Annotated in this window: 11 protein-coding genes and 3 tRNA genes; 10 read left to right on the top strand and 4 right to left on the bottom strand. The window is 58.4% G+C overall.

Annotated elements, in window-relative coordinates; all coding sequences use genetic code 11:
• Positions 1-6: 6 nt before the first annotated feature.
• Both ASU33_RS12195 and ASU33_RS12190 read left to right on the top strand, forming a co-directional pair.
• The gene (locus tag ASU33_RS12195; RefSeq protein WP_059071117.1) at positions 7-879 is read left to right on the top strand and encodes an EamA family transporter; all 873 of its coding nucleotides are present in this window, start codon (positions 7-9) and stop codon (positions 877-879) included.
• Positions 880-1,014: 135 nt separating this feature from the next.
• Entirely contained in the window at positions 1,015-1,545 is a 531-nt protein-coding gene (locus tag ASU33_RS12190) for a hypothetical protein (RefSeq protein ID WP_059071116.1), read from the top strand.
• A gap of 78 nt (positions 1,546-1,623) precedes the next feature.
• On the opposite strand, the gene ASU33_RS12185 is transcribed toward ASU33_RS12190, so the two are convergent.
• Positions 1,624-2,472 (bottom strand): DNA/RNA non-specific endonuclease, encoded by an 849-nt coding sequence (locus ASU33_RS12185; protein ID WP_059071115.1) that lies wholly within the window; start codon positions 2,470-2,472, stop codon positions 1,624-1,626.
• Positions 2,473-2,813: 341 nt separating this feature from the next.
• Here ASU33_RS12185 and ASU33_RS12180 point away from each other — a divergent pair, with 341 nt between their 5' ends.
• The 3 genes from ASU33_RS12180 to ASU33_RS12170 all read left to right on the top strand — a co-directional run bounded on the left by ASU33_RS12180 (position 2,814) and on the right by ASU33_RS12170 (position 5,242).
• Positions 2,814-3,482 carry a flavodoxin family protein gene (locus ASU33_RS12180; protein WP_059071114.1) on the top strand — a complete coding sequence of 223 codons (669 nt, stop codon included), beginning with the start codon at positions 2,814-2,816 and terminating at the stop codon, positions 3,480-3,482.
• Between the two features lie 169 nt (positions 3,483-3,651).
• Entirely contained in the window at positions 3,652-4,476 is an 825-nt protein-coding gene (locus ASU33_RS12175) for an SMP-30/gluconolactonase/LRE family protein (protein ID WP_216818566.1), read from the top strand.
• 61 nt (positions 4,477-4,537) lie between these two features.
• Positions 4,538-5,242, top strand: a complete 705-nt coding sequence (locus ASU33_RS12170) for a RibD family protein (RefSeq protein ID WP_059071113.1) — start codon at positions 4,538-4,540, stop codon at positions 5,240-5,242.
• Between the two features lie 78 nt (positions 5,243-5,320).
• On the opposite strand, the gene ASU33_RS12165 is transcribed toward ASU33_RS12170, so the two are convergent.
• The 3 genes from ASU33_RS12165 to ASU33_RS12155 all read right to left on the bottom strand — a co-directional run bounded on the left by ASU33_RS12165 (position 5,321) and on the right by ASU33_RS12155 (position 5,755).
• Positions 5,321-5,397: transfer RNA gene (locus ASU33_RS12165), tRNA-Arg, on the bottom strand.
• Positions 5,398-5,531: 134 nt separating this feature from the next.
• Positions 5,532-5,605, bottom strand: a tRNA-Pro gene (locus ASU33_RS12160).
• Between the two features lie 59 nt (positions 5,606-5,664).
• Positions 5,665-5,755 (bottom strand) — tRNA-Ser (locus ASU33_RS12155).
• Between the two features lie 159 nt (positions 5,756-5,914).
• Between ASU33_RS12155 and ASU33_RS12150 the strand changes: the two genes are divergently transcribed.
• The 5 genes from ASU33_RS12150 (at position 5,915) to ASU33_RS12130 (ending at position 12,057) form a co-directional block, all read left to right on the top strand.
• Positions 5,915-6,895, top strand: coding sequence for a vWA domain-containing protein (locus ASU33_RS12150; protein ID WP_059071112.1), 981 nt, complete (start codon positions 5,915-5,917; stop codon positions 6,893-6,895).
• A gap of 20 nt (positions 6,896-6,915) precedes the next feature.
• A complete protein-coding gene (locus tag ASU33_RS12145) occupies positions 6,916-7,791 on the top strand; it encodes a hypothetical protein (RefSeq protein ID WP_149867189.1) in 876 nt (291 codons plus the stop codon).
• A 120-nt stretch (positions 7,792-7,911) separates the two neighbouring features.
• A complete protein-coding gene (locus ASU33_RS12140; RefSeq protein WP_059071110.1) occupies positions 7,912-9,096 on the top strand; it encodes an acetyl-CoA C-acyltransferase in 1,185 nt (394 codons plus the stop codon).
• A gap of 276 nt (positions 9,097-9,372) precedes the next feature.
• Complete coding sequence (locus ASU33_RS12135; protein ID WP_149867188.1) at positions 9,373-10,779, top strand: toxin-antitoxin system YwqK family antitoxin; 1,407 nt, start codon at positions 9,373-9,375, stop codon at positions 10,777-10,779.
• An 834-nt stretch (positions 10,780-11,613) separates the two neighbouring features.
• Positions 11,614-12,057 (top strand): carboxypeptidase regulatory-like domain-containing protein, encoded by a 444-nt coding sequence (locus tag ASU33_RS12130; protein WP_078063087.1) that lies wholly within the window; start codon positions 11,614-11,616, stop codon positions 12,055-12,057.
• The last annotated feature ends 16 nt before the right edge of the window (positions 12,058-12,073 follow it).

Genomic DNA, 12,073 nt, shown 5'->3' with positions numbered 1-12,073 from the left:
TGCTGAATGCCTAACCCTGTTCGTATTTCGTTGCCGCCGATAGTAGCTGTACTACTGGCCATTATCAGTGTGCAAGGTGGCGCCGCCTTGGCCAAGGGGTTGTTTCCGGTGCTAGGAGCCGCTGGTACCACCAGCATTCGGGTTGGCGTATCGGCACTGCTGTTGCTGATTGTTGTTCGCCCAAACCTTAGGCAACTCGGTGTTGGGCAGTGGCAGGCGGTTGTGCCATATGGCTTAGCCTTAGGGCTGATGAATTTTCTGTTCTACTGCGCCCTCGAACGCATACCGCTGGGCCTGGCCGTTACCCTGGAGTTTGTTGGCCCGCTTACGCTGGCTTTGGCAGGCTCGCGTCGGTGGTTCGATGCGGTTTGGGTAGCACTAGCTGGCAGCGGCATTGCCCTCATAACACCCTGGAGCAACCACGGCGTCGACGTGTTGGGGCTTGTGTTTGCACTAGGTGCTGGAGCGGCTTGGGCAGTCTACATCGTGATTGGCAGGCGCACGGCAGCACTACTGCCGGGGCCCGTGGCCGTAAGCGTGGGTATGCTGTTTGCCCTGCTGCCCGTGCTGCCCTTTGGGCTTGCCGGTGGGCAGTTTCAAACCCTTACGCTACCGTTGCTGCTCGTTGGCTCGTTGCTGGCGGTGTTTTCGTCGGTGCTGCCCTTTTCGCTCGAGATGCATGCCCTTACCTCCATGCCTACCCGCACCTTCAGTATTCTGATGAGCCTTGAGCCGGTGGCAGCCGCGTTATCGGGTTGGCTGTTTTTGCACGAGCAGCTAACGCTGCCGCAGTGGCTTGCGGTTGCCTTTATTGTAGTTGCCAGTGCCGGAGCCACGCTCACCACACGCCAAGCCGAAGCGGCCATCGGCGGCGAATAACACTGCTTGTATACGCGTAGTCATGCCTAGGTCCGGCGGGTGCAGGTAATTTCTTTGGCCAGCAGCTGAGCCCAGGTTTATGACTCTATGACTTAAATGCTAATTTTTGTATTGTTGAGGTCAGATCCGAACCTAATGCAAAAACTTGTACTCCTGCTTACATCGTTGGCATTCACGGCTTGTAGCATCAACCTGCCAACGCCCGCTCCGCAGCCAAAGCCCACGCCTGCGCCCGTGCCGAAAACCCACACCGTAATGCTCTCGACCCTTGTAATGAGCGAGGGTGACGCAAGCCAGTTGCCGCTCGAAGATCCGCTCGTAACGGTGAGCGTACGGCGGGTGGTGCCCACAGCTGGCGGGGGCTTCGAGCTGAAGCCCGCGGAACTGATTTTGCCTCCGGTAGCCGTGAAATCCTACGTGCGCAATTTCAACTTACCAACCATCGAAACCTACGATGGAGCCCCCATGCCCGTGCTCATCAGCGAGGTAACCGTGAAAACCGCACCGCCTCAGGGCAACGGATTGGGCTACCGCGTAACGGGCTCCTATACTGTCGACGGCACCGTTTCCTCCAACATGCCGGCAGTGTACTACATGGCCGGCGTTGCTGCAGCAGCTGGCACCCCCTTATCCTACAAAACCGAATACCCTATTCGGCATCAGTAGCGCTTTGGCATTGGCCCAACGGGAAGGCCCTAGGTGCGATTAGCACCTAGGGCCTTCCCGTTTCAACAGTCCTGAGAATTATTGCGTGGGCCCGGCATCTACGCGTACTTCCAGCGTTGCTTGGGTAGTGGTGGGCAGGCTCGATAGTATATCGTAGCCGGTAACCTGCTCAATGGCATCCACACTGGTGCGGTAGCTACCCCAGTTGCTGCTTACCGAGTTGTCGTTGGGCAAATCGAGGGCAATTACGCGGGTGTTGCTGCCCATGCGCTTGAGGTCATCGTCGCCGGTGGGTAGCACAACTACTACTTTCCAGAGGCGCTTGGGCACCGTAATACGGCCTTGCTCGAGGGTGCTGACGTAGCCGTTGCTGCCCGTACCGCCTTTGCCATAAGCACCGGCCACAATGTAGAGCTCGTTGCCTTGCCCCACCAAGGTGCGGCAGTATTCTTCGAGCGCGGCCCAGGTACGCTGGTTGTTGTTGGGCGCCTGCGGCACCATGTTGGTCATCAGAAAAGTAGCGGAGTTGTCGGCGGTGCTGCGGGTGCGGTCGGCCGACGGGCACAAGTGGCCCCGGTCGAAGCCGGAACCTTGGTACGAGCTTCCGGTGGCTTGGTACCACCCCGCCGGCAATGCCTCATCGGCCCGAAAATCATCTTGGCGCGGGGCCGAGCCCAGCCACTCCTTGCTTAGGTGCCACGCTACCCAGTTAGCTATGCCACGTTCGCGCGAGTAGCTGAGCACATACTGCGGCTTAACCAGCAAGTAGTTGCCCGTTTGGCTGGCCTCCGATGCAGCGCCGCTTGGGTTACCTAGGGCCAAATGCTCGCGCAGAGCACCAGCCGTAGGGTCTGATTCTGAGTCGGAACAGGCTCCTAACACCAGCAGGCCCGAGCACAACAGCGCAGCAACCGAAAAACGCGACATAATAAGTTAAAAGCAAGTTTGGGTGGGCGGAGCAGCCGATAAACCAAAGCAGCCCGAAACCGCAGGATAACCACCATCTCCCGTTCAGCTGTTGCTGCAAGTTTGGATTGTAGCGGCCATCATCTCCGGCAGCAGCTCTTACGCCACTTAAGCCCTAGGTGAGTGGGCCACGCAACAAATAACGCTAGCCAACTCCACATGTGCATTGGCTTTGGGTGCATTTGACTTTTCGGCAGGTGCAGCCGCACTCCATCAGCTCGGGTAAAGCAGTAACCTGCGCTGCCACAACACCCCGGCTGCCCGCTCGTAGTGCAGTGGTACCGCAACCACACCTCGTTTTGATGAAAGCCTTATTTCTGAACTGCACCTTAAAGCCCAGTCCGCAACCTTCCAACACCGATGCCCTCATCCGCAAAGCGGTGCGCCTCTTCGAGCAGGAGCAGGTGGCGTGTGAAGTACTGCGCCTCGCCGATTACAACATCAAACCCGGTACCTCCTCCGATGAAGGCGAAGGCGACGAGTGGCCCCGAGTGTTAGCCAAAATCAAGGCCTGCCAGATCCTGATCATCGGGGCACCGGTGTGGGTGGGGCATTTAAGTTCCTGGGGCCAGCGCTACATCGAGCGGATGGACTCGGTATTTCACGAAGAAGGTCTCGTTGATAAGGCAACAGGCCAAGCGTTTACCTACAACAAGGTAGGTGGTGTGCTGATCACCGGCAACGAAGATGGCGCCCACGCCTCCGTTGAGCAACTTGTTTGGGCTATGCAGGAGCAAGGCTTCAGCATTCCGCCCAACGCCAATTCGTACTGGGTAGGCGAGGCTGGCCCAGGGCCGTCGTACCAAGAAGCTGGCGGCGAGCGGCACCTGTACACCAACAAGAATGTGCGCTACTTAGTGTACAACTGCCTGCACTTAGCCCGTGTGCTAGCGCAGCATCCCTACCCCACCAACTTAAACCAGCTCAACGAGGACGCGAAGCAAGAGAGTGACCCAGAAAAAGAGTCGTAATCGGCAACTGAATCAAGCACGCCAGTCCCCCCTTCCATTACCAATTTCTCACCCATGGAACGCATCGCGTTTAGCTGCCTTGTCCGGCAAGCCGGTACGCCCCGGCAAGTAACCGACGTAGCCAAGCCACGCATCCTCGATAATCGATTGGCAGCAGTGCTGGATGCTAATGCTTCTCTGCTTGTACGATCAGGCCATCTGGAGCGAGGGCCCCGTATGGTGGGAGCAGCAGCAACTATTGGTGTGGAGCGATGTAGAAGGACGCCGCGTACTAGCGTGGCAGCCCGATGGCAGCGTGGGCGTGTTGCTCGATGCCACCATGTTCACCAACGGCAACGCCATCGATGCCGATGGCAACCTCATTCACTGCGAACAGGGACGCCGCGGCATCAGCCGAACCCTCGCCGATGGGCTCACCGTGATGATCGTGACGCACTACGCCGACAAGCGGCTGAACTCGCCCAACGATTTGGCAGTAGCCCCCGACGGAGCCATCTGGTTTACCGATCCTACCTACGGCCTCACGCAGCCTCGGCAGGGTTGCCCCGCCGAGCCCGCCTTAGATCACCGCAGCGTATACCGCTACGACCTCGTCACGCACCAGCTAACCCGCGCCGCCGACCTCGAGCAACCCAACGGCATTGCCTTTTCGCCCGATGGCCACACGCTGTATGTTTCCGATACTTCGCTGAAGGCCGGTGGCCACAAGCATGAGATTGTCGCCTTCACGGTTGAGCCCGATGGGCGCCTGGGTAATCCTCGCACCTTTGCGACGATTGAGCCCGGCGTACCCGACGGCATGTTTGTGGACACGCGCGGCTGGGTTTGGACGAGTTCGGGCAGCGGCGTTCAAATTTTCAGCGCCGAAGGCGAGCGGCTCGGCGAAGTACCTACGCCTTCTTTGTGCTCTAACTGCACCCTAGGTGGCCCGAGCGGCAACCGGTTGTTTATCACCGGGGAGGCACATCTGTGGGCCATTGATCTGCGGAGCTAACCCAGGCAGCAAAACACACCTACCGTTGCAACACCAAGCGGCTCCGCCGTATAACCGCGCTATGAAACGACCCCACGTAATCTGCCACATGATGTCCTCCGTGGACGGCAAGATCCTGTCGGCCAATTGGCAAGACGAAGACCTGAACAATACCTACTCTGGTTACTTCGAGAAATACCACGAAACCTTCACCAGCCAGGCGTGGATGTGCGGCCGCATTACCATGGAGCGCGACTTCTCGGGCGGTGTGCAGCCCAAGTTGCTTCCGGCTCCGCACCCATTGGCGCGCGAACCGTACATCGGCGACCAACATGCTACCTCTTTCGCTATTGCCGTAGATGCGCACGGCAAACTAGGCTGGGAGAGCAATACCACCGGCGGCGACCACATAATCGAGGTACTTACCGAACAGGTAAGCGACGACTATCTCTACTACCTGCAACGCCAGAAAATCTCCTACCTGTTTGCGGGCGCTACCGAAGTTGATTTCGCTTCTGTACTGCAGCAATTGGCCAAGCTGTTTCCCATTGAAACGCTGATGCTCGAAGGCGGTGGCCACCTAAACGGCTCCTTGCTGAACGCTGGGTTAATTGACGAGTTAAGCCTACTGGTGCTGCCCATTGCCGATGGCACACCTAAATCGCCGACAACCTTTGAGGTAAGCGAATACTTGCACAAAGGCCCCGCTACACGTTTGTACCTGAACGAAGTGCAACAGCTCGACAACGATGTTGTGTGGCTGAAATATCGTTTCAAACAGGCTTAAGTGCGAGTAAGCAGACGCGAGCAGTATGCCCCAAAACCAAACAGCGCCCTAGCTTATGGCTAGAACGCTGTTCACAAGTGGCACCCCCGGCACGATTCGAACGTGCGACCGTCTGCTTAGAAGGCAGATGCTCTATCCAGCTGAGCTACGGGAGCTTATAGTGTCAATACGTAATCATTAAGCTTAAGTACCCGACTTGGCGCCTAAAGGTGCACCGTGCAAGCATCTGGACTTAAGCATCGAAAGCCGCCCACCCCACTAGGCGGGCAGACGGCTTCCGAAAAGGTAGTCGGGGTGGCAGGATTCGAACCTGCGGCCTCCTGCTCCCAAAGCAGGCGCGATACCGGGCTACGCTACACCCCGTTGCGGCTACAAGAGCCGCTCTGGTAAAAAATCGGGCTTCCCGATGTACGGGAAGCCCGTGGCGGAGAGGGGGGGATTCGAACCCCCGGTAAACTTTAGGTCTACGGCAGTTTAGCAAACTACTGGTTTAAGCCACTCACCCACCTCTCCGTATTTGAGGCTGATAACCTACTGGCCGCTTGCCCTTAGGTGCCGCAAATATACAAGCAGCATTCGGAAAACAATTGTTGAGCGAAAAAAAATCTTCGTTTCAGCTCAGCAGGGCCATTATCTTTGACATCTACCACCGCCTGAATCGGGCCCCTGCGCATGCTTACTTGGCTGTATTCCTGGAGTATTTGGGAAGCCTTGCTTACGGCTGGGGTGCTGCTGCTGTATTTTGGATACGTGTGGCGCACGGTGCGGCTTTCGCGCCCCCTTGGCATGTCGGGGTGGCGCTTGGGGTGGAAAGCCTTGCCTCGCCTGCTTGCCTTCGGGCTGCTGCTGGTAGCCTTGTTGGGTCCGGCTTATGGGCTTACCCAGCGCGCCGTTCGGACAGCGGGCAAGGATGTGTGGCTGCTGGTCGATTTATCGCGTTCGATGGATGCTACCGACGTGGCTCCCTCGCGGCTACAGAAAGCCAAAGCCGAGCTAACCGAACTGGTGCAGCGTTTCCCGGCCGACCGTATCGGGCTAATTGTCTTTAGCTCCGAAGCGTTTGTGCACTGCCCGCTTACCTACGATCAGGAAGCTCTTTTGCTTTTGCTGAACACCTTGGATACACGCCTGGTACCTAAAGGCAGTACGGAGCTGGCTCAACCCTTGCAGCTGGCACTTACTCGCATGGCCACTTCGGCCATTAAGCCCGACAGTGCCAGCGCACCTAGGGCCACGGCGTTGGTGTTGGTGAGCGACGGCGAAGACTACAGCGAAAATGTAGAGGGCGTACTGCGCGAAGTAGTGCGCAGCGGTATGCGCCTTTACACCGTTGGGGTGGGCACCGCAGCCGGCGGACGCATACCTAGGGCTGGAGGTTATGTGCGCGATTCACAGGGCAAGCCTGCCCTCACGCGCTTACAGCCAGCGGTGTTGCGCCGCCTTTCCGAAGCTACCGGCGGTGTATACGTTGAGCTTACCGACCGGCGCAACGAGTTTCCGCTGCTGCTCCGGGCTATTTCGCGCCTCGAGGGCCAAACGCAGCAAGTGCGCACCGTAACCGTGGCCGACAACCGCTACCTGTACCCACTAGCGGCGGCACTGTTGTTGCTCGCGCTCGACGTGGTGATTTCCGTAACCGTTGTGAAGCCCTGATGCGCGGTTTGCTACTTGTAATGCTGTTGCTTGTCGGCGGCTGGTGGGGCGCTTTGCAGCGCGTTCAAGAGGCCAATGAAGCCTTGCGCACAGGCGGCAACGCATACGCCCGGCGCGATTATGCAACTGCTGCTATTGCCTATGCCCGCGCTAGGGCTTTGGGTGCTAGCGAAGAATCGGTACTGCTAAACTTAGGGCACGCCTACGCGCAGCTCAAGCGTACCCCCGAAGCCCGCCAAGCTTACGGCGCCCTACTGCAAAGCCCTTCGCGGGAAGTGCGCAGCGTAGCGCGCCAGCAACTTGCCGTACTGGCTGCTTCTGCCGGCAATTACGCGCAGGCCACGGCTTTGCTTCGGCAGGCTTTACTGAATAACCCGCGCAACTCGGCCGCTCGTTACAACTATGAGTTGCTCCGCCCCTACCAAGGCCGCCGCAACGAGCCACAACTGCCGCCGCCTCCGCCCCCACCCGCCGAGCGGCAACCCCAGCAAGGTGGCTCCAATCAGCAGTCAGGCGAAACCCAGCCTGCCCAAGCGCCTCCGCAACAAGCTCCGGCCAGTGGCAACCAAGCTACCGGGCAAGGCAGTAAGGCGGGCAACCTAGGCGGCAATACCAACCAGCAAACAACGCAGGGTAATACCCCAGGCGGTACCCGCGGGCTTGATACTAGCGCCGAAGGCACCGGTGAGGGCAACCCTAATGGTGCTGCCAGCGGCGAAGCAGCTAAACCCACCGATAACCGTGTGATTACGCGCCAACGCCTAGCTCCGCTAAACCTGAATGAAGCGCAGGCCCGGCAGCTCCTGGATGCGCTGCAGGCTGCCGAGCAGCAGTATCTGCAGCAGATACCGCACAAGGGTACGCAGCGCCCCGATCCGCGCAAGCCCGCCTGGTAGCCCTAGGTACTTGGGTGCGAAGTGCAGCTAGGCACCCGAAAATTCCTACTACTTTTGGCTTGTCGCTGCCCCGGCAGCCTCAGCCCGACTTTCTACTACAACCCCACCCTTTTTACATTCATGCAGACTAAAGAAGTCTATATCATTTCGGCGGTGCGCACGCCCATCGGCTCGTTTGGTGGCAGCTTGGCCTCGCTTTCGGCTACCGAGCTGGGCGGCATTGCCCTGAAAGGTGCCCTCGAGAAAGCCGGCGTTGAGCCCAAAGAGGTGCAGCAGGTAATCATGGGCAACGTGATTTCGGCCAACCTGGGCCAGGCTCCGGCCCGCCAGGCTGCCCTGAAAGCCGGCCTCGGCTACGAGGTAGAGTGCACCACCGTAAACAAAGTGTGTGCCTCGGGCTCGAAGGCCATTATGATGGCCGCCCAAGCCATTATGCTGGGCCATGCCGATGTGGTACTGGCCGGTGGCATGGAAAGCATGTCGAACGTACCGTACTACCTCGACAAAGCCCGTTTCGGCGCGAAATACGGCCACGGCCAGATGATCGACGGCCTGATGAAGGACGGCCTGTGGGACCCTTACCACAACTACGCCATGGGCAACGCGGCCGAAAACACGGCCAAGGAAATGGGCATCACCCGCGAAGAGCAGGATGCCTTTGCCATTGAGAGCTACACCCGCAGCGCCAATGCGGCCAAAGCCGGCAAAAAGAAAGACGAAATCATTCCGGTTACCATTGAGCAGCGCGGCAAAACCGTGGTGGTTGAAGACGACGAGGAATACACCAAAGTTGACTTCGCTAAAGTACCGGGCCTGAAGCCGGCCTTCCTGAAAGAGGGCGGCACCGTAACGGCGGCCAACGCCTCTACCCTCAACGACGGCGCCGCCGCCGTGCTGCTGATGAGCAAGGAGAAGGCCGAAGCCCTAGGTCTGAAGCCGATGGCGCGCGTATTGGGCTTTGCCGATGCCGAGCAAGCGCCAGAGTGGTTCACCACCTCGCCTTCGCTGGCTATTCCGAAGGCCCTGAAGTACGCCGGGGTAACGCCCGAGCAGGTTGACTTCTACGAAATCAACGAGGCTTTCTCGGTGGTATCGTTGGCCAACAACAAGCTCCTGAACCTCGAAGGCACCAAGGTGAACGTGTACGGCGGTGCTGTGTCGCTGGGCCACCCGCTGGGGGCTTCGGGCGCCCGCATCGTAACCACCCTGCTGAACGTGATGAACAACGAAGGCGGCAAGATTGGTGTAACAGGCATCTGCAACGGTGGCGGTGGCGCTAGCAGCCTCGTGTTCGAGAAATTGTAATTGCAACCCACCGGGTTTGGTTGCCCTTCCGGCCTACCAGTCCACGGAAATTGCGAACAACCAAACAGGTGCCGTGGCCCATGGGCCACGGCACCTGTTTTTTTACCTAGGGCAGTATTGTACCCTAGGTGTTTCAGGGCTCGGTTGTAAGAAGCAGGATTGCAGCACCTTTACGCGCAAGGCATTGTTGAGCCCACTACCCGACAGCGCATCTGCAGCTTCGGCACAATTTTTCTAGGACAGGCGCTGTTAATTCGAAAGCGCATATTTGACGGCATGAACAAACTACTGCTGGCGGGCTTACTCCTGCTGCTAGCGGCTCCGGCCTGGGCGCAGCGCCCCCGCGTCTTTACCACGTACTTCGATACCACCCGCACAAAAAAACGCGAGGTATACCGCGCCCTTGTGGGGGCCGACACCGTAATGGAGGGCCCCTACAAGCGCTTCTACCGCACGGGCAAGCTGGAGGTTCAAACCAGCTACCGCGGCGGCAAGCCCGATAGCGCCTACGTCGAGTTTTTTGAAACCGGACAGCGCCGCCTGGAGGTAACCTTCAAGGAAGGCCAACGGCAAGGGCCTTTCCGCACATTTTACCCCACAGGCAAAGTAGCGCAAGAGGGCTCCTACGTCGACGATCAGCCCACGGGCAGCATCAAGATGTACCACCCTTCGGGCGAGCTGAAACTCGAAACCACACTCGACCGCGGCCAGCCCTCCGGTGTGGTGCGCCAGGTGTATGCCTCGGGCAAACCCCAGGTTGAAATGACCTACAAGGATGGGCAGCCCAACGGCGTGGTGCGCACGTACTTCCCCAACGGCCAGCTACAGAGCGAAGGTGCCTACCGCAACGGCCTGCTGGCCGGCGGCTACAAAACGTGGTACAGCAACGGCCAGCTCGAAACCGAGGTGACCATGGACAACACCGGCCGCGGCACCATGCGCACTTACTACCCCACGGGCAAGCTGCGCACCGAGGGCAACTACGTGCCTGCTACCGCCGCTACTCGCCAGGTAACCAACCAGCTCGGCGACGACCTTACCAAGCGCGCCCAGCAGTTGGCCCCCGGTACGGCTAACCTCGAAGGCGCCGTAAAAACCTACTACGAAGACGGCAAGCTGAAAAGCACACAGAATTACAAAGCCGGTTTGCTGACGGGACTATCGCGCTACTTCTACCCGTCGGGCAAGCCCGAGCAGGAAGTGGTGTACTCCAATGCGGCCAAAGACCGTAAGGTGACCGTGTTCTTCGAGGAAGGCGGCGTGAAGGAGGAACAGGAATTCAAGAACACCCAGCGCAACGGCACGTGGCGCACTTTCTTCCCCAACAGCAAGCAGGTGCAGCGCAAGGAAACCTACCTCAACGGCCGTTTGGTGGGCGAGCAAACCACCTACTTCCCGACGGGCCAGGTGCAGCGCAAGCTCACCTACGAGGGCGGCAAGGCGGTGGGCACCGAGCAGGAGTTCTACCAATCGGGTAAGCTGCGCAACGAAACCACTTGGAAAGCGGGATTGAAATCGGGCCCCTACCGGCAGCTGCGCGAAGATGGCACCCTGGAGGTGCAGGGGCAGTTCCGCAACAACCGCGAAACGGGCGTCTGGAGCTACTTTGGCCCCGATGGCAAAGCCGTATCGGAAAAAAAGACTTTCCGGAATGGGCAGGTAGTTGCCCCCGGCACTAAGTAAACCGCAGCCTATTGGCTACAGCCACAACCGCCGACTCGTTCTGAGTTGGCGGTTTTCTTTTGCCCGAGGTAGCTTCAGCGTAAGCGTGTGTCCTGCACATTTATATATGATGTAGCATATAATTACCGGGGTCTGCAGCGTTAGTAAAAAAGTTCGGAGCGGGCTGTAACTATTGCCCTAAGTTGGAGTTTCCACCATCGCATTCAGGCCTCGAAAAAAATTTACCGCCAGATGCATCCTACGAAAAAGTTCGTAGTCTTTAGTTTGAATGGTGAGTGAACAGGACGGCGGACCGCGGCCGTCGTTCTACCCGCTCTCGTTCGGCCTACCCACCAGCCACTTTGTTGGGGCTGTTGGTGCTTACCGAACTCCGGCTGGCCTGCATCTAGGCTGTACTGCTTATTTACCTGCTGCTCCCATCCTTGTCGGCCCAGTACCTAGGAAAAACTTTACTACCTAGGCAACCCCTACCTACGGCTTTCCATCTACCCTTCTGAAAACGCCTTAAAAGCATAGCAGAAGGCGAATTGAAGATTAACAATAAAAAAATATAGCAAGTACCTTGCGTTACAAAGTACCTATCATTACCTTTGAAACGTTGAATGAGTAAGCCGCATGCGGGGCCCGGTAACCGACCGGACCGCCAGCCGCCCACCAACCGGGCTGCAACCCGCACACGGTATTTGGCGACTATCAACTACTGATACTTCCTTGAAGATCAACCGATAGTCTTGCGTCTGCCATCGTTGGTCGGACGGACAGCACAGAGTGGAACCGCGGCCACCGGCTGCCCGACGGCACCCCCGTTCGTGTAACCTTTTTCTCTCTCAGGTCATGTTACTTTCAATGTTCAACCGCGCCCTGATGGGTGCTGGCCTCCTCGCTGCATCCATTTCACAACCCGCTGCCGCCAACTTCTCGGAGGCACCCAGCACCCACACCGGTGTGCAAATTACCGGCTCCTTCAGCGGTACGCTCATCGACCAGTACACTGGCCGGCCGCTCAACCAGGCCACCGTGGCCCTGATGCGCCAAGACAACGAGCAACTGATTGCGGGTGCCGTAACGGCCGATAACGGCGAATTCCGCCTCGACCGCGCTGCTTTTGGCCGTTACATGCTGCACGTAGAAGTTGCTGGTTACGAGCCTCTTCACGAAGAAGTAATCATTGCTGCCGGCCGCGATGTGGTAGACCTAGGCAGCTACGGCCTCATCCCGCTGAAGGCGGTAGCCGCCAACTCCACGCAGCACAAAATGACGCTGGTAGCCCAGGATTAATAATCTGCTACCTGCC

This window comes from Solirubrum puertoriconensis (genome assembly GCF_001483135.1).
Classification (GTDB): domain Bacteria; phylum Bacteroidota; class Bacteroidia; order Cytophagales; family Hymenobacteraceae; genus Solirubrum; species Solirubrum puertoriconensis.
Note: the sequence above shows the minus strand (reverse complement) of the source record. Positions and strands in the feature narration are given on the sequence as shown.